Genomic DNA, 20,169 nt, shown 5'->3' on the forward strand with positions numbered 1-20,169 from the left:
AGTTTCTAATAAAGTCGCAATAAGACGGTTAATTCACACAATATGCTAAAAAGACGCGAAGCCATAAAAGATGTAGGACGAGAAACTTCGATGTTTTTCGTGCGTTGCGTGGTTGCGTTAATCATTGTCGTGGGACTTATGGGCTTCCTCATTGCGCGTGAGTTTAAGCTGCAAGTCATCGATCATAAAAAGTATCAAACCCAATCTGAAAATAACCGTATTAGAGTACAGCCGGTGGCACCGGTCCGTGGCTTGATCTACGATCAAACGGGCAAGCTATTAGCGCAAAACCGATCGATTTTTGCCTTAGAAATTGTGCCAGAGCAAGTGGATGACATGGAAGATACCATCAACCGCTTAAGAGACATCTTCCAAATTCCTGATGAGCGCATTGAAAAGTTTTTAGAGCAAGTAAAGTTCCGCCCAAAATTTAATTCGTATGCCATTAAGTCCAACTTAACGGAAGAAGAAGTGGCGATATTCTCGGCCAACCAACACTTCTTCCCTGGCGTCAGCGTCGAAGCGCGTCTTGAGCGTTATTATCCCTATGGTGCTACCTTGGTTCATGTGCTTGGCCGTATGGGCGCTATCACTCAGGAAGAACTGGTGCGGATGGACGAAAAGGACTTAGAAGCCAATAGAGAAGTGGGTGTGACTCGCCTGCGTTACGCCGCCACCAGTAAGATAGGTAAGCTTGGGCTTGAGCGTTATTATGAGGATAGGCTACATGGCGAAGTGGGTAGCGAAAAAGTTGAAACTGACGTGCGAGGCAGAATTGTTCGCGTATTAGAGCGAGAAGAGCCACAAGCTGGGCAAGATATTCACCTTTACCTTCACTTAGGGCTACAGCAAAAAATTACTGAGTTAATGAATGAGCTTGGAGCACGAGGTGCAGTGGTTGCGGTTGATCCATCGACCGGTGGTGTACTCGCCATGGTTAGCCAGCCCGCCTATGATCCCAATATGTTCACTGGTGGGATTTCGAGTAAAGAGTATAAAAAATTATTAACGCCTGAGCGCCCACTTTACAACCGCGCGGTGCAAGGGACTTACCCGCCAGCCTCAACCATTAAGCCACACTTGGCTTTTATCGGTCTCAAAGATGGGGTCATAACACCGAATACACGAATTGCTGATCCCGGTTGGTTTTCATTACCCAATAACGATCACCGCTATCGTGACTGGAAGCGTTGGGGCCATGGCGCAACGGTTGATGTGATGCAGGCCATTGTAGAGTCTTGCGATACTTTCTTTTACGATTTGTCGGTGCGCTTAGGGATCAATAGAATTCATGAAGGAATGACTCGCTTTGGCTTTGGCCAAAAAACCGGGATTGATATCGTCGAAGAGAAAGTAGGTATTATGCCGTCCCGTGAGTGGAAAAGAGCGGCTAGAGGCGAACCTTGGTACAACGGGGATACAGTTAATATCGGTATTGGCCAAGGCTTCTGGACGGTGACTCCTTTGCAACTAGCTAACGCCACAGCGGTCCTAGCGAATGATGGTATCCGTTATAAATTACAGCTGGTGAAAGAGTTTTCGCAAGACAACCGCTACCAGTCGAATACACCGGTTATGTCCTATCACCAAATAGATACTGGCGACGGCAGTTGGCTCGACTTAGTGAAAGAAAGCATGAAGAAAGTGGCGGAGCCACCTAGAGGAACGGCCAGAACAGCTTTTGCGGACGCTGAATATGTGGTCGCTGGCAAAACAGGTACGGCGCAGGTTAAGAGTATCGCGCAGGATGAGCAGTACGATGCCACAAAAATAGCAGAAGAATTCCATGATAATGCCCTATTTATCGGTTACGCTCCTTTTGAGCAGCCGAAAATAGCGTTGGCAGTTATGATGGAGAATGCTGGCGGTGGTGGCTCAAATGCTGCACCACTGGCTAGAGAAATCATGGACTACTACCTGCTTGAAGCGCTTAAGCCGGAACAAAACGCAGAGCCAACTAACCACGAGGAGAACAGTGATGGCGCTACGCACTAGTGCTGCCAATACGCATAAAGCTCGTAGCAGTTTGCTGTGGCGACTGCATATTGATGTGCCACTGCTGTTTGGACTTTGTGCGCTGATGGGCTTTAGTTTATTGGTGGTTTATAGCGCTGGTGGCGAAAGTTTGGCGCTGGTTGAAAAACAACTGGTTCGATTCGGTGCTGGCATGGTGGTGATGCTTATGCTGGCGCAAGTTTCGCCGAGGACGCTTAAAGAATGGGCGCCGTTATTTTTTGTGGTAGGTATTGGTTTTTTGTTGGCGGTTCTCTTTTTTGGAGAGTCGAGTAAAGGGGCGCAGCGTTGGATTGATATAGGCGTTCGTTTCCAGCCCTCGGAAATTATGAAGCTAGCAGTGCCTATTATGGTGGCGGCTTTCTTAGCGGATAAAGCCTTGCCACCTAGCTTTAAGCATTTAGTCATAAGCTTAGCGTTGGTTTTAACCCCTACAGTGCTGATTATGATTCAGCCGGACTTGGGAACTTCGTTATTGATTGCTGCGTCCGGTTTCTTCGTGATCTTTTTTGCGGGATTGCGCTGGAAATACATCGTCAGTGCGCTTGGTATCGCGGCAATTTTGGCACCGATCATGTGGTACTTCACTATGGAGGAGTACCAAAAAGGACGAGTGCTGACATTTTTAAATCCTGAAAGTGATCCACTAGGCTCGGGTTATCATATTATTCAGTCGCAAATTGCGATCGGTTCGGGTGGACTTTATGGTAAAGGTTGGCTCAATGGAACTCAGTCTCAACTAGAGTTTTTACCGGAGCGCCATACCGACTTCATTTTTGCGGTTTTAGGCGAAGAGTTTGGCTTAATCGGGATTATAATTTTATTGGCGATATATTTGTTCGTTATTTGGCGAGGACTCTATATCAGCTTACAGGGTCAAGATAGTTTTAGTCGCTTACTTGGCGCTGCTTTGACCTTAACTTTTTTTGTTTATTTGTTCGTAAATATTGGTATGGTCAGTGGTTTGTTACCAGTGGTCGGGTTACCATTACCACTAATTAGTTACGGTGGGACTTCGATTGTCACTTTGATGGCAAGCTTTGGAATATTGATGTCGATTCAAACTCACCGACGTCTACACTCGGCTTAAACTTCCGCGCAAACTGCGAACAGGCGCGCTGTATTTAGACGAATTATGTGATGTTTTGGCTCTGCATTGTAGGAGAATTTAATGAAAAAAATAATAGCAACAGTGTTACTGGCTTCTGGGCTTGGCTTCTGCAGTCTTGAGGCAACAGCTGGCGAAGCGCCGACTGAGCCGAAAGCCTTTGCTCAATTTATGGCAAAAGAACATGGCTTTACCGAAAGCTATATCTCAACGGTATTGGCTAAAGCTGAGAAGCGCCAAAGTATCCTTGATGCGATTAGTCGACCTGCTGAAGGGAAAGATTGGTATGAATACCGCCCGATCTTTATTCAGCAAAAGCGCATCAAACAAGGTGTAAAGTTTCTGCAAGACAATCAAGAATTGTTAAAACGTGCGGAAGAAAAGTATCAGGTTCCAGCAGAAGTTATAACAGCCATTATTGGCGTAGAAACTTATTATGGTCGCATTCAAGGTAGCTATCCTGTGCTTGATGCGATTAGCACTTTGGCCTTTCACTACCCAAAGCGCGGAAAATTCTTTGCCGGTGAACTAGCCGAATACTTTGTATTGGCGCGTGAGCAAGGCTGGAAACTGGAAGAACCGAAAGGCTCCTATGCTGGAGCTATGGGCATGGGTCAGTTTATTCCGACTTCTTACCGCCACTATGCAGTGGATTTCGATGGCGATGGTAAAATCAATTTGTTCGACAATAAGGCTGACGCCATCGGTAGTGTCGCAAACTATTTCAGCGTTCACGGCTGGCGTATGGGCGAGGCGGTTGCTGAGTTCGTGGATATCGACGCAACATTGGCCAAACAGTTCGAAAACACGAAGCTAAAACCGCAGTTTACCGTTGCTCAGTTAAGGAAAGCAGGCCTAGATTATCAAGGCAAAGCAAAAGATCAGGATATCGCGGGTGTTTACCACTACAAGCAAGAGAATCGTTACGATTACTGGTTAGGCTTCCACAACTTTTATGTCATAACACGCTATAATCGTAGCCCTATGTATGCCTTGGCAGTACATCAGTTAAGTCAGGAAATCCTTGCGGAATACGATGTTCAGCAACAAAAGGCACAGGCCAAAAAATCATTACCAACAGTTAGCAAAGCTAACGATGAATCATAGCCGTTAGAGTAACTAGATATGATATTAAAGCGAAGTGTTCAGTTAGTGAGTTTGGTCGGCGCATTGAGCGTTTTAAGTGCTTGTACCACCACGAGCGGTGGTACAGGTGCCGAAGATGATGCGCCAGCATACGGCAGCGCCGCCGATCGCAAAATTCCAGATTATGCACCAGATGGAACGGCGAGTTCGTTTGAAGATGGGCCGATTGAAGAGCCAACGCCAAGGGTTGAAGAAAAAAGCCCTTTCGGCAACCCGCCATATTATGAAGTGGATGGCGTTGTGTACCATGTGTTAGCCAGCGGTGATGGCTATTCGGAAACCGGTACTGCTAGTTGGTACGGTCAAAAGTTTCACGGCCGCAGAACCTCGTCAGGCGAAGTGTATGATATGTATCAATACACCGCCGCTCACAAAACTTTACCACTACCCAGTTACGCGCGAGTAACCAATATTGATACAGGCGATTCAGTGGTTGTGAAAATCAACGACCGCGGGCCTTTTGTGAAAAATCGTATCATTGACTTGTCGTACGCGGCTGCTAAAAAGCTAGGCTACGATCACCACGGCACGGCCCGAGTAGAAGTAACGGTGTTGGCTTCGCCTGGTGGCCCACAAAAAGCAGTTAACCCTGATGGTGAACTAGAAATTCCGCCGATGGACGAGCAACATGATAATGCTAAGCTGTTTGTGCAGGTGGGTGCTTTTTCTGATGAAATGCGCGCAGACACATTGGCATCGCGTTTGCGTGAATACTTTAAGCAACCGATTAGCCTGACTCCAGTGAATGTTAACGGTCAGAAGTTGCATCGAGTTCGAATCGGGCCCTTGGAAGATGCGCGTGCAGCGGAAGCAATTTTATCCCAATTAAAGCAATACAGTTTTGGTACACCTCGAGTAGTGACTGATTAATAAGTCACTGAAAAATCAATAGTTTAGTTAAGTAAATAGTGTAGAAGCAATGATGAAACGTAATTATTCAGTCCTGTTAGTAATCGTAGGTGCTGTCCTTTGGGCAGCTTCGAATGTCGCCAATGCTATTCAACCTAGAAAGCCGAATGTGGCAGCCAGTTCTTGGATCTTGATGGATTATGAAACGGGTAACGTGATCATGGAAGAAGCGGCGGATGAGCCTTTGCCACCAGCCAGTTTGACCAAAATGATGACCAGTTACATTATTGCGGATCAGTTGCACAAGGGGAATATTAGCCTAGAAGATCAGGTTCTCATCAGTAAAAATGCTTGGGCGCAAAATCCGAAGCTACGAGGTGGTTCGCTGATGTTTGTTGAAGTTAACAAATACGTCAGTGTGGATGATTTGCACCGTGGTATTGTGGTGCAGTCAGGCAACGATGCGAGCATCGCGATGGCCGAGCATATAGCCGGAAGCGAGGAAGCTTTTGCGGATTTAATGAACCAATATGCGAAGCGCTTAGGCATGAACAGCACCCACTTTATGAACAGCACTGGATTGCCGGATGAAAACCATATATCAACCGCCCGTGACTTGGCGAAACTGGCGCGTGCTTTAATCGCCGACTTCCCGGAAGATTACAGCTTATACGCAGAGCGTGAGTTTACCTATAACGGCATTACTCAGAAAAACCGTAACGAACTGCTTGGTGACACGACCTTAGGCGTTGATGGCATCAAAACAGGGCATACCGAAGAAGCGGGTTACTGTTTAGTATCATCAGCTGAAAAGCAAGGCATGCGCCTGATTTCGGTGGTGTTGGGTGCCGATAGCATGGGAACAAGAGCTAGCGAAAGTCGTAAACTACTCAATTTTGGTTTCCGTTTTTATACCAACGTTAAAGCATTTGCCGCAGGTAAGGCTCTAAATCAAGCGCAGGTCTGGAAAGGCGAAGAAGAAAAAGTTGCTGTTGGCTTAGCTCAAGATGCTGTGCTGACTGTGTTGAAGAGTGAAAAAGATGAGCTAAAAGCTAACTACAAATTAAATGGTAAGCTTATGGCGCCTATTAAGAAAGGCCAAGTAGTCGGCGAAGTCTATTTCAACATGGGTGATACGGTGGTGAAGCGCTTACCGATGGTCGCATTAGACAATGTTGAAGAAGCTGGATTCTTTGGTCGTATGTGGGATTCGATGGCCCTATGGTTCGAAGACTAGTACAAAAAAGATATTTAGAGTTCGCGATTATAACTTTATAACTAGTTGATATAAGTAGGAATTATGTCTATAGCCTATTTAAATGGTGAATTTCTAAACTTAGAACAAGCAACAGTCCCGGTCTTAGATCGGGGCTTTTTGTTTGGTGATGGGGTTTATGAAGTTATCCCAGTATATGCTGGAAAGCCGTTCCGTTTTACAAGCCATATCAAGCGCTTACATAAAAGCTTGAGTGCGATATTGATGTCATTCGAGCAACCGGAAGATACATGGCTTGAGATTTGCCAAGGCTTAATCGAACGGAACGATTTTGACAATGCCTCCATATATCTGCAAGTCACTCGCGGTAGCTACATTAACCGTCACCACGACATTCCAGAGCTCGATAAACCCACGGTGATGGCCATGATCTCGCCACTACCTCCGGTGCAAAAAGACTGGCAAGTTGCTGATATTAAATGTTATTCCGTCATTACTGAAGAAGATATTCGTTGGCAGCGTTGTGACATCAAAGCCATAACCCTGTTAGCAAATTGTATGCTCAAGCAAAAAGCGCTTGAATCTGGCGCTGATGACACCATATTAGTGCGCAATGGTGAGGCGAATGAGGCAACGTCGAGCAACCTTTTTATCGTGCGCGATGGTGTTATGATCACGCCGCCGTTAAGTGAGCAGCTGTTAGCTGGTGTCACACGGGAGTTTATTTTGGCTTTAGCCAAGAAGCACGGTATCCGCTATGAAGAGCGCCCGATCCCTGAGCACGAATTGGAGTTAGCCGATGAAATATGGCTTTCCAGTTCGACCAAAGAAATCCGCCCAGTGATTAAAGTAAACGGTGTTACAATTGGTGATGGCGTTGCAGGCCCCGTCTGGCGTCGTATGTATGTATATTATCAACAGCTAAAAGAGCAGTTATACCAAGGTGAAATAAGTGGTGAGGTAGAGTTATGACCCAATATGATCGTGATAAAGTGTGGGAATTTCCGTGCGAAATTTGTTTTAAAGTCATGGCTATCCACCGTGAAGGCATTGATATGGAAGTGGCTGAAGTCGTTAACCGCCATGCACCAAGTGATTATGCGCCATCCTCAAAACTGAGCCGTGATGGCAACTATGTATCTTTGTCATTCACCGTAACGGTAGAAAATCGCGAGCAAGTCGATGCTATGTATAAAGAAGTGCATACCGTCGAAGGCGTAAAAATGACTTTATAAAAGCCAACATTAAGCAGATTTAAGTATGAATAGCGACAATTCGGTAATAATCCGCGAGCTGGGCCATCAAAGCTATGTGCCTGTGTGGCGACGGATGCAGCGTTTTACGGACGAAAGAGATGACAACACAACCGATGAAATCTGGTTAGTTGAGCATGATCCTGTGTTTACCCAAGGTCAGGCAGGCAAGCCCGAACATTTATTATTTACGGGTGATATTCCTGTGGTGCAAGTCGATCGTGGTGGCCAAGTGACCTATCATGGCCCAGGCCAGCTGGTGGGTTACTTTATGATTGACTTGCGACGCAAGGAGATGGGGCCGCGAGATTTGGTCTCAGCGATTGAAGACGCGGTGGTCGATACTCTTGGTTTATACGGTATTGAGGCCTATCCCCGCTCTGATGCGCCGGGTGTTTATACTGATGATGCCAAAATTTGCTCGCTGGGTTTAAGAATTCGTAAGGGTAAGTCGTTTCATGGCTTGGCTTTGAATGTTAATATGGATCTTGAGCCGTTTGCACGGATTAACCCTTGTGGATATCAAGGGATGGCGATGACACATGTCGCTGAGCGTGGTGGTCCCGAGACTCTGGAGAGAATTCAGCCAGATTTAGTGGATCAATTATGCAACAAATTAGGCTATAATAGCCGTCTTGAAATGAAGGGCCTACCTGAGTAATTGGGTAAGGTTTAAGTACTTTTTATGTCAAAACCTGAGTCTGTTGCACAAACAGCGCCTCGTAAGAAAAAAGTTACGGGCAAAGTCGTACCGGGTCACAAGATGCGCGCCGAAGAGAAAATGGCACGTATTCCTGTAAAAATTATGCCAACTGAAGAGATGCCGCGTAAGCCGGACTGGATTCGTGTGCGCCTTCCGAATGGTAACCAAATCACTAAAATTAAGGACATGTTGCGCAACAAAAAGCTACACACTGTGTGTGAAGAAGCTTCTTGCCCTAACTTGCCTGAGTGTTTTGGTCACGGTACCGCAACCTTTATGATTATGGGTGATATCTGTACCCGTCGCTGTCCTTTCTGCGATGTGGCACACGGTCGTCCGTTGCCGCTAGACCCAGAAGAACCTAAGCATTTGGCAGACTCGGTGAAATCGATGAAACTGAATTACGTGGTGATTACTTCGGTTGACCGCGATGATTTACGCGATGGTGGTTCTGCACATATCACTGAATGTGTTCGAGTAGCGAAAGAAGAAAACCCAGACCTGAAAGTAGAAGTCTTGGTTCCGGACTTCCGCGGTCGTATGGAAGTAGCATTGGACAAGATGGCTGATGGTTTACCAGATGTGTTTAACCATAACCTTGAGACTGTACCTCGATTGTATAAGCAGGCTCGTCCAGGTGCTGATTACCAATGGTCGCTTGATTTACTGAAAAAGTTTAAAGAACGCTACCCAGGAATTCCAACCAAGTCAGGATTAATGATCGGCCTTGGTGAAACTAACGAAGAAATCATCGAAGTGTTGAAAGACCTTCGAGCGCATGGCGTGGATATGTTGACTATGGGTCAGTATTTACAACCAAGTAAATACCATCACCCGGTAAAACGCTTTATGCCTCCGCACGAATTTGATGAGTTAGGCAAAATCGCAGAAGAGATGGGCTTTACTAACGTGGCCAGCGGGCCAATGGTGAGATCGTCGTATCATGCGGATCAGCAAGCTGCGGGCAAAAAAGTTAGCTAACTTCCCGAAGTTGCGTTATTTGGGCTTAGTCAGCCGAACGAGTATTTCGAAAGAGGCTCCTTCGCTGCTAAGCCCACAAGTCTTGTTCTATTTATGCTCTTGATAACCAAGAGTATCAAAACTGGGGTTGTAATTAATTCTATGATCCCCATGTTTATTTCTAGCATTAGGCTAATCACAATTTAATACTCTGTATAAGAGTTTCCCTGTTGAATCTTAGACTTCATATTCTTTTATCTCCCAGAGTGTAGTTCCCGTACTCAAGCGGATGCATGCCGTTTGAGTAAAATTTTGTAAAAAGTAAGAGAGTAATTTATGCAAATTGAAGAAAATAAAGTCGTTAAGATCGAATACACAGTGAAAACAGAAGAAGGTGTATTAGTCGATACATCGGAAGGCAATGAGCCTTTAGCTTACTTACACGGCCACAAAAACATTATTACAGGATTAGAGAACGCTCTAGTCGGTAAAGCTGTTGATGATGAGTTGTCTGTAACTGTCACTCCAGAAGAAGCTTACGGCGAGCGCCACGAGCAACTAATCAAAGAAGTTCCAATGCAAGCATTCCAAGGCGTTGATAAAGTCGAGCCAGGTATGCAGTTCAATGCTGAATCGCCACAAGGTCCACAGCTTATTACAGTAACAAAGGTTGACGGTGATACGGTCACTGTTGACGGTAACCACCCTTTAGCAGGTGTTACATTAAGCTTTGACGTAAAAGTTGTTGAAGTACGTGAGCCAAGCGAAGAAGAATTGTCTCACGGCCATGTTCATGGCGCTGGCGGACACGAGCACTAGTTGAAAAAAGGCTTTCTTCGGAAGGCCTTTTTTTTGCCTATTGCAAAGCTAAAGGCTGGTTGCTTTTCTACGAAATCCGTTTTACATTAGCCTAAGTTGCTCTCAAGAGCTGCTCAATAAAACGCCTACTTTGTAAACACAATATAGAACCTGTGTGAAGAGAAAAGTAGGCTAGAGTCAGTCTTGTAAAGTTTGGAAAAAAGTGCTGAACACAAACGTGTTACAGCGCAACGGGTTGCGCCTGCTAATGCTGATGACTGTGTTACAGCAAAATGATGATTCGTCGCTCAATTGTGGTGAGTCATATTGAGATAGGATGCAACAGTATGATTTATGATCGAAAGCCCTTAACTTGAAGTTGTTGATATGACGTCTTTAGAACAGCCAATTTTAATAAGTTTTAAACTGTGCCCTTTTGTACAAAGAGCGGTTATTACTTTGTTGCACAAGAAGATTGATCACACCATTGAATATATTGATCTACAAAAGAAGCCGGACTGGTTCCTAGAAATATCGCCGCTAGGCAAGGTTCCGTTACTGCGGGTTCAAGATCATGTCTTATTCGAATCGGCCGTGATTAACGAGTATCTCGACGAAACACACGGCGAACCAATGCTAGCCAAAGATCCTTTAGCGAAAGCAGAGCAACGAGCCTGGATTGAGTTTAGTAGTAGTTTATTTAATGCTCAGCACCAGTTGACCCAAGCTCGTCGTGAGGAAACCTATTTCAAAATTGAGGAAGACTTGACTAAGAAGCTCTCACAGCTTGAGCGAAAAATTGGCAGTGACGGCTTTTTCGAGGGTAAAAAATTTACCTTGGTCGATAGTTCATTTGCACCATTTTTAATGCGCTCGCAACTGGTGGCGGATAATATTGGCGTTGATCCTGTGAGTGATTATAAAAAGATAATGAAGTGGCGTGACAATATGTTGTCGCTGCCTGAAGTACAAAAGTCAGTGTCTAAGGATTTCGAAGATCTTTATATTGAAGGGATTTTCGAGCGAGGCGGTTATTTAGCTGACCAGTAATACTAACCAATAAATAAGCGGGCCAATGTGGCCCGCTATTTTTTTGGCTTTAGAAAGTCAAAATGTTTTACCTTAAAGATGACAGTTCGGTCTTTTACCTCGTGCGCGCGCTTGCTGGTAAATTTTTTGAGCTTCTACCATTTTCGACTGTAAGTCACGAATTCGAGTTTCATTCGCTGGGTGCGTGGACAAAAGTTCAGGTGGTTTACTGCCACCCATTTTTGACATGTTTCTCCACAGCTCAACGCTTTCCGCTGGGTCGAAACCGGCTCTGGCCATAAGCTCTAAACCAATTTCATCCGCCTCAGACTCATCTTCACGACTAAAGGCTAATCCACCGAGCTGAGTCCCCACGCCTAACAAATTCAATAACTGCTGTTTTTCCGTAGTTGGTTCACCAGCTAATACGGAAGCCAGCTGTAAACCCGCGTTAGACACATACTGATTAGAAACCCGCGCGTTACCGTGTCGAGCCCATACGTGGCCAATTTCGTGGCCAATTACGGCTGCTAACTGACTAGGGTTGTCTGCAACCTTGAACATGCCCGTGTGTACGCCTATTTTACCACCAGGCAGGGCGAAAGCGTTTGGACTGTCGTCAACGAAGACTTTTGTTTCCCATCGAGTAGAGCGCATATCAGGTGCCATACTGTTTAGCTCTGGGATCAGGTTGTTGACGATACAGTTCACGTACTGGTTATGACGGCGATTTGTATCGATGGTTTGGCTTTTTTTCATGGATGCGAAGGCTGCACTACCCATTTCAGCCATCTGCGATTCGGGGAAAAGAATTAGCTGATTACGGCCGGTAGGCGAGGTGGCGCAGGCAGTGATTAGAATTAGTGTGATTAAGACAATTAGGGCTTTTCTCATGTCGCGTCTCCATTGCATGTGTTATTGCTTTATATTAGGAGGAAGGGGTTATGATAGCAATAACGGTTAATAAAATTTAACAATGAACCAGTCGGTTGAAAATTTGTACAATTTATAGTAGTTTTTGGGTGTGCTATTGGTATGAACGGAGTATTTCAAGTGCGCAACATGACTGGCAGTGAACAAGGTTTGCAGCATTCAGATAACAGTGACATGGAAGTAATTGTTTCGGTATCAGGTACTGACAATGAAGATATCATTGTAACCTTGTCTGAAATTTTGAATCGATTTAACGGGCGCTTACAAGCATCCCGCTTCCACCGGATTGAAGATCGATTTAACGGTCTTTTCTATATTTCAATCAATATTGCTTATTTCGGACCTTTTAGAGCTTGTCTGGAAAGTTTAAATTCTAAACGGTTGCAATTTGAATTCTCACCTGGACACTCGTTATCTAGCGGTATTCTTAATGACAAAGTTGCATTTGACATTGAGCTGTATGGCTTACGCGACAAGGTCCTAGACGTCGAAATTTTTAGGGCCTTATCTAGAAATCAGCTAGTGGTCGATGAGCTTACACGAAAGCGTTATATAAGTGAGTCAGGCAAAGCTGCTTACAAGGTTAAGCTGCAAGTCTCGACGGACTTTATCTTTGATATTGATGAAGTTGAGCGAGAGTTACAGCTTCTGGCTGAAAAGCTTGATATCCACGTGGTTATTGATTTTGAAGAAGATGCACTACAGGAAGCCATTTAGCGCTTAGAACTTCCTGTAGCGTTAAGGCTACTCTTCCGTTTCTTTACCCTCTATGACAAAGCCTATACGTCTTTCAGGCTCTTCCTCTCGTACCTTCTGTACATAGCAAAGTAACTCAACATTATTCTGATGGGCAAGCACCATACAGGGGTTGCCTCCTGCGGTACCTTCAATTCTAATGCCGTGGAATGACTCTTGAACCAAGCGAGAGACTTGAATCTGTAAGCCTCCATTCAAAATTGCCACAATCGTAGGCTCAGCATCTTTAGGCATTTGTTGGCGCCATCTTTTTATAGTACGTGCCAAGCTTCGGATAAATTCACCCGCAGATCGATAATCGTTAATTTCTTGATGAGCCGTGTAAAGATCTTCAAGCTCGGTTTTTGGTGGCTTTACATCCGGATGAACGTTATGAAACAGCTCAATATCTTGGGGTTGGCGCTGTTGGATAATGGTTTGGTAAGTATCGTTTGTATTATCATTCATGTAGAGCAAGTTCCTTAAGTTCCACCAGTACACAACTGGAAAATCATCGTATTATGCAAACGATAAACGAGGCTCACGCAATTAGCAAGCAACTAAACACTGGACTTGGGGGCATGGATTTACAGATAATGTTCGCCTTTATAAGCAACTTTATTCATTATTAGCCCCCATGGAAGAGATCGTATCAAACATTATTGAGTGGATTCGTATAAACCCACACTGGGCAGGTGCTGTGGTTTTAGCAATTGCATTCCTAGAGTCATTGGCAATTATTGGCTTAGTGATGCCTGGCTGGTTACTTTTAGTCGGGGTCGGAGGACTAATAGGTGCCGGGACCCTCAACTTCTGGCCGATAGCTTTTTTCAGCTTTGCTGGCGCAACGCTAGGGCAAGCGGTTTCGTATTTGGTAGGAGTCGCTTTTAAAGATCGAGTTCACCACTGGCCTTGGGTAGAGCGTCACCAAACCTTACTGCACCGCTCCGAAACTTTTTTCAAGAAACATGGCTTTGCAGGGATTCTAGTCGGTCAGTTCATTGGGCCCATTCGAGCGGTAATATCGTTGATTGCCGGAATTCTAGATATGCCAGCTAAGAAATTTCTGCTGGCGGTCGTCATTGCCACCCTAATTTGGGCGCCTGTTTATTTAATGCCAGGTGTGGTTTTAGGCGCCGCATTGACCTTTGAAAAACAGCAAGTCATTATTCTCGTCAGTTGTATAGTGATCATGGCGGTGAGCTTATGGTTGCTCGGAGGCTACTTGAAGCAGTTATGGCTTAAAGGTAGAGCGAAGGACTCGTCGCAAGAAGTGCCACTTAGCCGCCATTTTCAGATCAAGATGACTGCCTCGATAGCCGCTTTTTTGAGCGTCATTGTGTTTTTAGTCTGCACATCTTACGGTGCCTTGATGATTAAGCTCTCTGAGAAAATTATAGGTGTCATTGGCTGATGGGCTTAGAAGGTTTTGTGAGTGATTTTGCGGACTATTGGCAACAATTTTTGCTTATAGCGTCAGCGCACCTGTTGGCTGTCATGAGTCCAGGCCCTGACTTCGCCATTGTTATGCGACAATCTTTAGTCTTTGGTAAGCGCTTTGCTATTATTACAAGTCTTGGTATTGGCCTCGCCATATTTGTCCATGTGGCTTATGCTGTGTTAGGGATTGGTTTACTCATTAAAAGCACTGACTGGCTTTTTAAGCTGATTCAGCTCGCCGGGGCATCCTATTTAATCTATATCGGCTGGGGAGCTATAAGGGCTCAAGCGGAAAGCTCAAGCGCGACGGTAAACCCTGTTCAGGGTAAAGCCGTTATGACCGACGCTAAAGCTTTTCGCCAAGGCTTTGTCACTAACGTTTTAAATCCAAAAGCGACCTTATTTTTCCTATCGCTCTTTACTACTTTGGTTAATGCAACAACGCCACTCAGTATACAGAGTTTTTATGGCGTGTGGATGGCGGTGGTCACGGCAGCTTGGTTTGTTTTCTTATCTTGTATTTTAGCGAGCCAAAAAGTACGTCGCTTCTTCAATCAATTTGGGCATTGGATTGACAGGGTTTTGGGAGCATTTTTAATAGCTCTGGCACTATTTATGCTGTGGAATATTTTTTAAGGCTTTTGATCGTTATGTTGGGGTTCGAAGGTTTAAGCTTAGTGCTGACAAGCCTCGTGTAATTAACGCGAGGCTTTTAAAGAGATTGTCACTAAAAGGCCACCTTGGGGGTGGTTTTCTGCACGAATGGTGCCGCCGTTGATTTCCACACCACGCTTAGCAATGGTTAAGCCTAAACCTGTACCACCAGAGCTTCTTTCTCGTGCTTCGGTTGGGCGATAGAAAGGTTCGAAAATTTTCGTTAGATGCGCTTCTTCTACACCTTCGCCTTGGTCACTGATTAAAATTAAAAAGTGCTGGCCGGCTTTTTTGACTTGCACGGTAATTTTTGTGCCATCAGGAGTATGTCGAATAGCATTTCTGATAACATTTTCAACCGCCCTAGCGAGCAAGTTGTAGTAACCCTTAAAGTGGATAGTCGGACTCTTTAGAAAAACGACTTCTTTATTATTAGCGGCTGCTTCAAATTGTGCGTCACTAATAATGATATCGAGTAAGTCATTGACTACGAAAGTATCCGGCTTGCCGTGTTGCTGTCCACGCTCAAGAGCGGCCACTTGCAGCAGCTCACCGATGAGGTCATCTAGACGCTGAACCTCCACCTCAATCCTATCAATATGCTTGGCGCACTCTGCCTGGCTATGCTTTTGGGCTAAACTGGCGGCGATTTGCATTCGCGTTAAGGGCGAGCGTAGTTCATGCGAAACATCGCTCAGCAAACGCTTCTGCGACATAATAATGCGATTAATTCGATCAGCCATTAAATCAAAATCTTCTGCTAAATCATGAAATTCATCGGCCCGCTTACCAATAAAGTCCTTAGCACGAGCTTGAAGATCGCCTTTGGCTATTGCTTTTGTTGCTTTTTGTAGTTGGTGAATGGGGCGTGTTAAGTACCAAGCCAAAGCAAAGCAAACCAAGAAACTGATACCGAGCGCTGCTAACAGCTGTAATACGCTAATCGAATGGTAAAACTGGCTTATCACGGTACTAAAGTGTTGCTGGCTTTTTTGTTTGATGAATAACAGGTAATACTGGCCACGACTAAAAACGATTTCAGGTCCAGAATAGGAGTAATTATTAATGGTTACTGTGGCAGCTTGGTTGCGCTTTTTATAATGGGCGCTTAGCTGGTAGATAACCTCAGGAACCTGCTTGCCGGCTATTTCATAACCTTGATTGTTGATGATAAAAGTATTGTCGAGAGCTTTATTGCTACCTTCGGGCTTTATCGGCAACCCATTTTGATATTCTTCAATAACGTGGCGTAGCTGAATGGTAATAGCGGTTTGGCGCAGTAGCTCAGACTCCTGACTAGAGACAGGAACTAAGCGAGTATCTTTTGAGGTTAAACTGTAGAAAAAAATGATGGTGGTTAAAGTCAGCAGTGTCGCTAACCAAAACCACAAAAAGATTTTCCAGAAGAGATTGGGCTTGGTTAGCCTACGAATCGTACGAAACATATTGATAGCCTACGCCGCGCACGGTTTTGATTCGTTCTTCACCTGTCTTGTCGGTGCCGAGTTTACGTCTTAAATTGCTAATATGCATATCAATGCTGCGATCGTAAGCTTCTAGCGAACGACCAAGGCACTTCTCCGATAAGTCGTCACGCTTAACCAATTCGCCCGCTTGGCTAGTAAGCAAGTATAGAATGTCGAATTCAGTAGCAGTAAGCTTCATGGCTTTATTATTCACCAGAGCTTCACGAGAGCCAGGATTGATGTATAAGTCATCAAGGTGGATCGAGCGTAGCTTCTTTTTCTTGCGACTGTAGTCGGTTTCAGTGCGACGTAAGATCGAGCGGATACGCGCTGTCAGCTCCCGAGGGTTGCAGGGCTTACCGATATAATCATCAGCGCCAAGCTCTAAACCTACGATTCGGTCAATTTCATCACCACGCGCGGTAAGCATTAAAATAGGAACTTGAGACTCTTTACGAACTTCCTTAAGAACGTCAAAGCCGTTCATGTTGGGTAGCATGACATCGAGAATCATCAAATCAAAAGTATCGTTTAAAATTAGCTTTGCCGCAGAGGCTCCATCGTGAGCTACGGTAATATCAAAGTTTTCTTGAGACAGGTATTCCTGAAGAAGCTGACAAAGCTCTATATCATCATCTGCAAGTAATAATTTGACCATTAAAAGTTCCCATAAATAGGCACATTGGGCTGTGCTTACCTTAATTTTTGCTCATAGTAGCATGCGAGCCTAAGATCTAGTGTAAAGAATAGTCAGTCGCCTTTACATATCTTTTCTTAGAATTTACTCAAACCCCGAACACTTAGACGTTCTAGTTGGGTATAGTGTACCTCGAAGGTTAGCGATGTGTGTACCCCCGCATGATGCTAACTCAATGTATGAATGTTCTCCTTTTTGAACTTACCCCCTGTATAAATTCATACCGCTAGTGAGTAGGGCCGACTAAGTCGGCCCTTTTTTATTTCTGAGAGGCGACCAAATATTTGTTATGATTGAGCCAAATCAAAAAGGAAACCTCTAAATCACGGCCATGACGCGCTATCATAATGACCTTACTTGGATGCTAAAATCACCCGAGTTATTGGAGTTGAACTCTGAATTGAGCATTCGAGATCTAACCCATCGAATGAAGGTCAGCAATAATTTTAATTACAAAGCAACTCACCGCCTAGGTGTGTACTTTGAGCAATTATGGCAACACCTGGTCTATTCCTGTGAAAGCTTAGAAGTTTTAGAGCACAACCTACAGGTCATTATCGATAAACATACTTTAGGTGAATTCGACTCCATTATTAAAGACAAAGAGAGTCAAAAGAATATTCACTGTGAGCTTGCTGTTAAGTTCTACCTTAAAGTAGGTGAAGGCAGATCCTTGAGTGACTGGGTTGGACCCAATCTGCGAGACCGATTTGACAATAAATATGACCGATTGTTTGAGCACCAATTGGCGCTGTCAAAAAATGAACTCATTAAGCAATGGCTTGCTGATAGAAATATCAATATTGATGCCATTAAATTATTAACTAAAGGGCGACTATTTTATCCTTTAGACGATTATATGAATGATGACTTTAGGTATCCTTGCGAAGTAAGCACAAAGCATCTCAAAGGGTTTTGGACTAGCTGGGAAGACTTTGCACATTTACAGTTAAGCTCGAGTATTGACTGGTACTTATTACCAAAAAGGTACTGGCTTTCAAAGATTGCGCCAGAAGAAGTTGAAGAGCTCCGCCCGCTTGATAATAAAGCGATTCTAATTCATGGACATAATGAACGCTATATGTTTCAACGAATTCAGCAAGTTGTTGGAGTCCGCAGTGGCACTGAAATTATGCGCGGATTTGTCGTGACTTCAGAGTGGTTACAGAAGGCAAAAGCTCGAATCAAAACCCCTAGTTAAGACTCCAGCTAGTGCCTTCTTTGTCGGTTAAAGTTTTTCTTGGATCAACTTTTCAACCACCGCTGGCTCAGCTAGTGTAGATGTGTCACCAATGTTTTCAACATCATCTTCAGCTATTTTTCTTAAGATTCGACGCATAATTTTGCCTGAGCGAGTTTTAGGCAAATCGTCGGCAAACTGTAGTTTATCGGGCTTCGCGATAGGGCCTATTTCTTTTGCGACATGAGCGACCAGCTCGTTTCGAAGCTCTTCAGAGCTTTGCTGGCCTTGCATCAAGTTGACGTAGACGTAGATGCCCTGTCCCTTGATATCATGCGGATAGCCAACGACAGCCGCTTCAGCCACAGCAGGGTGGAGGACTAGCGCACTCTCTATCTCTGCGGTTCCCATGCGATGACCTGAGACATTTAATACGTCATCCATGCGACCAGTGATCCAGTAGTAACCATCTGCATCACGCTCTGCACCATCCCCTGAAAAATAATAACCAGGGTATTGTGAAAAGTAGGTGTCGTAGAAGCGTTGGTGATCACCCCAAATCGAACGCATTTGCCCTGGCCAAGAGTTTTTCATGACCAAGCTACCATTAGCCACGCCATCGAGCTCCTTCGCGTCAGTATCGAGTAGCGCTGGTTGCACGCCAAAGAATGGTCGTGTGGCGGAGCCTGGCTTAAGCGAAGTTGCGCCAGGTAAGGGTGAGATCATAATGCCACCTGTTTCTGTCTGCCACCACGTATCTATAATCGGACACTTTTGTTCACCAACAACATTAAAATACCATTCCCAGGCTTCAGGGTTAATTGGTTCGCCGACACTACCTAGAACACGTAGTGATTGACGAGAGGTTTTTTTTACGGCCTCATCGCCAGCAGCCATCAAGGCTCGTATAGCGGTTGGAGCGGTATAAAAAATACTGACATTATGTTTATCGATCACTTCCCAGAAACGCGAGGTAGTGGGGTAGTTAGGAACGCCTTCGAATACCAAAGTGGTTGCGCCGTTGGCAAGCGGACCATAAAAGATATAGGAGTGGCCTGTGATCCAACCGGCATCTGCTGTACACCAGTAGATTTCGTCATCTTGATAATCAAAAACATACTTATGAGTCATGGCGGTATAGAGCAAATAACCCGCGGTAGTGTGTAGTACGCCTTTGGGTTTACCCGTTGAGCCGGAAGTGTAGAGAATAAACAGAGGGTCTTCCGCGTCCATTACCTCTGGTGCGCATTCCGCTTCCATCTCTTTTTTAAATTCGTTGTAGTCAATATCACGCTGTTCGTTCCAAGCGATATCAGCATTCTGGCTTTTAACCACCATCACGGTGTGAACATTGGGGCAGGAGCTTAGCGCTTCGTCGGCATTCGCTTTTAGCGGTACTTGCTTGCCACCTCTAACGCCAGCATCCGCGGTTATAAGCACCTGACAGTCGCTATCGAGGATGCGCGTTTTTAGGGCTTCTGGTGAGAAGCCTCCGAATACTACCGAATGAACCGCGCCAATACGCGCACAAGCCAGCATGGCGTAACCAACCTCGGGAATCATCGGCATATAAATACATACGCGGTCGCCTTTTTTGACTCCGCGGGCTTTTAAAGCATTGGCAAAACGACAAACTTCGTCGTGTAATTCTTGGTAACTGATATAGCGCTGATGGTCTGGATCATCGCCTTCCCATATGATTGCCGTATGCTCGGCTTTATCTTTAAGGTGGCGATCGATGCAGTTATAGGAAACGTTGAGCTTACCGCCTTTAAACCAACTGATTTCAGCTTTCTTGAAGTCGACATTACTCACTTCTTCCCACGGCTCGAACCAGTCAACAAACTGGTGTGCCATACGCGACCAGAACTTATCCGGGTCTAAGACAGATTGTTGATACATACGGTGGTAAGTGTCTTCATCAATATGAGGCTCATACTGCGGATTATTGATGATAGGGTAGGTTTTTACCTCTGACATCGCTGACTC

The 20,169-nt window shown here is 45.0% G+C and carries 20 protein-coding genes; 15 read left to right on the plus strand and 5 right to left on the minus strand.

Annotation, left to right across the window (positions count from 1 at the left end):
• Positions 1-42: 42 nt before the first annotated feature.
• The 11 genes from mrdA (at position 43) to ABD128_RS08730 (ending at position 11,096) form a co-directional block, all read left to right on the plus strand.
• Positions 43-1,995, plus strand: a complete 1,953-nt coding sequence (mrdA, locus tag ABD128_RS08680) for a penicillin-binding protein 2 (RefSeq protein ID WP_343989218.1) — start codon at positions 43-45, stop codon at positions 1,993-1,995.
• Complete coding sequence (rodA, locus tag ABD128_RS08685) at positions 1,979-3,103, plus strand: rod shape-determining protein RodA (protein WP_110200603.1); 1,125 nt, start codon at positions 1,979-1,981, stop codon at positions 3,101-3,103. The genes mrdA and rodA overlap by 17 nt, the downstream gene beginning before the upstream one ends.
• Positions 3,104-3,184: 81 nt before the next feature.
• Positions 3,185-4,228, plus strand: a complete 1,044-nt coding sequence (gene mltB, locus ABD128_RS08690; protein WP_343989220.1) for a lytic murein transglycosylase B — start codon at positions 3,185-3,187, stop codon at positions 4,226-4,228.
• 18 nt (positions 4,229-4,246) lie between these two features.
• Positions 4,247-5,137 carry a septal ring lytic transglycosylase RlpA family protein gene (locus ABD128_RS08695; protein WP_343989222.1) on the plus strand — a complete coding sequence of 297 codons (891 nt, stop codon included), beginning with the start codon at positions 4,247-4,249 and terminating at the stop codon, positions 5,135-5,137.
• A 49-nt stretch (positions 5,138-5,186) separates the two neighbouring features.
• Complete coding sequence (locus tag ABD128_RS08700) at positions 5,187-6,353, plus strand: D-alanyl-D-alanine carboxypeptidase family protein (protein ID WP_343989224.1); 1,167 nt, start codon at positions 5,187-5,189, stop codon at positions 6,351-6,353.
• A 63-nt stretch (positions 6,354-6,416) separates the two neighbouring features.
• Positions 6,417-7,304, plus strand: a complete 888-nt coding sequence (locus ABD128_RS08705; RefSeq protein ID WP_343989225.1) for an aminotransferase class IV — start codon at positions 6,417-6,419, stop codon at positions 7,302-7,304.
• The gene (gene ybeD, locus ABD128_RS08710) at positions 7,301-7,567 is read left to right on the plus strand and encodes a DUF493 family protein YbeD (protein WP_343989227.1); all 267 of its coding nucleotides are present in this window, start codon (positions 7,301-7,303) and stop codon (positions 7,565-7,567) included. The genes ABD128_RS08705 and ybeD overlap by 4 nt, the downstream gene beginning before the upstream one ends.
• A 25-nt stretch (positions 7,568-7,592) precedes the next feature.
• Positions 7,593-8,246, plus strand: a complete 654-nt coding sequence (gene lipB / locus ABD128_RS08715) for a lipoyl(octanoyl) transferase LipB (protein WP_343989229.1) — start codon at positions 7,593-7,595, stop codon at positions 8,244-8,246.
• Between the two features lie 102 nt (positions 8,247-8,348).
• Positions 8,349-9,269 carry a lipoyl synthase gene (gene lipA / locus ABD128_RS08720; protein WP_343989400.1) on the plus strand — a complete coding sequence of 307 codons (921 nt, stop codon included), beginning with the start codon at positions 8,349-8,351 and terminating at the stop codon, positions 9,267-9,269.
• 315 nt (positions 9,270-9,584) lie between these two features.
• Positions 9,585-10,067 carry an FKBP-type peptidyl-prolyl cis-trans isomerase gene (locus ABD128_RS08725; protein WP_343989231.1) on the plus strand — a complete coding sequence of 161 codons (483 nt, stop codon included), beginning with the start codon at positions 9,585-9,587 and terminating at the stop codon, positions 10,065-10,067.
• A 366-nt stretch (positions 10,068-10,433) separates the two neighbouring features.
• On the plus strand, positions 10,434-11,096 hold the full coding sequence (locus ABD128_RS08730) for a glutathione S-transferase family protein (RefSeq protein ID WP_343989233.1): 663 nt from the start codon (positions 10,434-10,436) through the stop codon (positions 11,094-11,096).
• Positions 11,097-11,168: 72 nt separating this feature from the next.
• Here the strand turns inward: ABD128_RS08730 and ABD128_RS08735 are convergent, their stop codons facing one another.
• Positions 11,169-11,969 carry a M48 family metallopeptidase gene (locus tag ABD128_RS08735; RefSeq protein WP_343989235.1) on the minus strand — a complete coding sequence of 267 codons (801 nt, stop codon included), beginning with the start codon at positions 11,967-11,969 and terminating at the stop codon, positions 11,169-11,171.
• 141 nt (positions 11,970-12,110) lie between these two features.
• Here ABD128_RS08735 and ABD128_RS08740 point away from each other — a divergent pair, with 141 nt between their 5' ends.
• A complete protein-coding gene (locus tag ABD128_RS08740; protein WP_343989237.1) occupies positions 12,111-12,725 on the plus strand; it encodes an ACT domain-containing protein in 615 nt (204 codons plus the stop codon).
• A gap of 27 nt (positions 12,726-12,752) precedes the next feature.
• On the opposite strand, the gene ABD128_RS08745 is transcribed toward ABD128_RS08740, so the two are convergent.
• Positions 12,753-13,211, minus strand: coding sequence for a hypothetical protein (locus ABD128_RS08745; RefSeq protein WP_343989239.1), 459 nt, complete (start codon positions 13,209-13,211; stop codon positions 12,753-12,755).
• A gap of 169 nt (positions 13,212-13,380) precedes the next feature.
• Here ABD128_RS08745 and ABD128_RS08750 point away from each other — a divergent pair, with 169 nt between their 5' ends.
• Both ABD128_RS08750 and ABD128_RS08755 read left to right on the plus strand, forming a co-directional pair.
• Complete coding sequence (locus ABD128_RS08750; protein WP_343989241.1) at positions 13,381-14,157, plus strand: DedA family protein; 777 nt, start codon at positions 13,381-13,383, stop codon at positions 14,155-14,157.
• A complete protein-coding gene (locus ABD128_RS08755) occupies positions 14,157-14,819 on the plus strand; it encodes a LysE family translocator (RefSeq protein WP_343989243.1) in 663 nt (220 codons plus the stop codon). The genes ABD128_RS08750 and ABD128_RS08755 overlap by 1 nt, the downstream gene beginning before the upstream one ends.
• A 62-nt stretch (positions 14,820-14,881) precedes the next feature.
• On the opposite strand, the gene ABD128_RS08760 is transcribed toward ABD128_RS08755, so the two are convergent.
• Positions 14,882-16,282: an ATP-binding protein gene (locus ABD128_RS08760; protein WP_343989245.1), complete on the minus strand. Its 1,401-nt coding sequence runs from the start codon at positions 16,280-16,282 to the stop codon at positions 14,882-14,884.
• Positions 16,263-16,961 carry a response regulator gene (locus ABD128_RS08765; protein WP_343989247.1) on the minus strand — a complete coding sequence of 233 codons (699 nt, stop codon included), beginning with the start codon at positions 16,959-16,961 and terminating at the stop codon, positions 16,263-16,265. The genes ABD128_RS08760 and ABD128_RS08765 overlap by 20 nt, the downstream gene beginning before the upstream one ends.
• A gap of 400 nt (positions 16,962-17,361) precedes the next feature.
• On the opposite strand from ABD128_RS08765, the gene ABD128_RS08770 reads away from it, so the two are divergent.
• The gene (locus ABD128_RS08770; RefSeq protein ID WP_343989249.1) at positions 17,362-18,201 is read left to right on the plus strand and encodes a DUF1853 family protein; all 840 of its coding nucleotides are present in this window, start codon (positions 17,362-17,364) and stop codon (positions 18,199-18,201) included.
• Positions 18,202-18,228: 27 nt separating this feature from the next.
• Here ABD128_RS08770 and acs read toward each other — a convergent pair whose 3' ends face one another.
• Complete coding sequence (gene acs / locus ABD128_RS08775; protein ID WP_343989251.1) at positions 18,229-20,160, minus strand: acetate--CoA ligase; 1,932 nt, start codon at positions 20,158-20,160, stop codon at positions 18,229-18,231.
• Between the last annotated feature and the right edge of the window lie 9 nt (positions 20,161-20,169).

This window comes from Kangiella japonica (assembly GCF_039523535.1).
In the GTDB taxonomy this organism is placed as follows: domain Bacteria; phylum Pseudomonadota; class Gammaproteobacteria; order Enterobacterales; family Kangiellaceae; genus Kangiella; species Kangiella japonica.

Coding starts and splice junctions, on each gene's coding strand:
- ABD128_RS08745 (WP_343989239.1), bottom strand. CDS start 13,211: ATGAATGATAATACAAACGATACTTACCAAACCATTATCCAACAGCGC.
- ABD128_RS08740 (WP_343989237.1), top strand. CDS start 12,111: ATGAACGGAGTATTTCAAGTGCGCAACATGACTGGCAGTGAACAAGGT.
- ABD128_RS08760 (WP_343989245.1), bottom strand. CDS start 16,282: ATGTTTCGTACGATTCGTAGGCTAACCAAGCCCAATCTCTTCTGGAAA.
- ABD128_RS08770 (WP_343989249.1), top strand. CDS start 17,362: ATGCTAAAATCACCCGAGTTATTGGAGTTGAACTCTGAATTGAGCATT.
- rodA (WP_110200603.1), top strand. CDS start 1,979: ATGGCGCTACGCACTAGTGCTGCCAATACGCATAAAGCTCGTAGCAGT.
- lipA (WP_343989400.1), top strand. CDS start 8,349: ATGCGCGCCGAAGAGAAAATGGCACGTATTCCTGTAAAAATTATGCCA.
- ABD128_RS08695 (WP_343989222.1), top strand. CDS start 4,247: ATGATATTAAAGCGAAGTGTTCAGTTAGTGAGTTTGGTCGGCGCATTG.
- ABD128_RS08755 (WP_343989243.1), top strand. CDS start 14,157: ATGGGCTTAGAAGGTTTTGTGAGTGATTTTGCGGACTATTGGCAACAA.
- ABD128_RS08725 (WP_343989231.1), top strand. CDS start 9,585: ATGCAAATTGAAGAAAATAAAGTCGTTAAGATCGAATACACAGTGAAA.
- lipB (WP_343989229.1), top strand. CDS start 7,593: ATGAATAGCGACAATTCGGTAATAATCCGCGAGCTGGGCCATCAAAGC.
- mrdA (WP_343989218.1), top strand. CDS start 43: ATGCTAAAAAGACGCGAAGCCATAAAAGATGTAGGACGAGAAACTTCG.
- ABD128_RS08700 (WP_343989224.1), top strand. CDS start 5,187: ATGATGAAACGTAATTATTCAGTCCTGTTAGTAATCGTAGGTGCTGTC.
- ABD128_RS08750 (WP_343989241.1), top strand. CDS start 13,381: ATGGAAGAGATCGTATCAAACATTATTGAGTGGATTCGTATAAACCCA.
- mltB (WP_343989220.1), top strand. CDS start 3,185: ATGAAAAAAATAATAGCAACAGTGTTACTGGCTTCTGGGCTTGGCTTC.
- ABD128_RS08765 (WP_343989247.1), bottom strand. CDS start 16,961: ATGGTCAAATTATTACTTGCAGATGATGATATAGAGCTTTGTCAGCTT.
- ABD128_RS08730 (WP_343989233.1), top strand. CDS start 10,434: ATGACGTCTTTAGAACAGCCAATTTTAATAAGTTTTAAACTGTGCCCT.
- acs (WP_343989251.1), bottom strand. CDS start 20,160: ATGTCAGAGGTAAAAACCTACCCTATCATCAATAATCCGCAGTATGAG.
- ybeD (WP_343989227.1), top strand. CDS start 7,301: ATGACCCAATATGATCGTGATAAAGTGTGGGAATTTCCGTGCGAAATT.
- ABD128_RS08705 (WP_343989225.1), top strand. CDS start 6,417: ATGTCTATAGCCTATTTAAATGGTGAATTTCTAAACTTAGAACAAGCA.
- ABD128_RS08735 (WP_343989235.1), bottom strand. CDS start 11,969: ATGAGAAAAGCCCTAATTGTCTTAATCACACTAATTCTAATCACTGCC.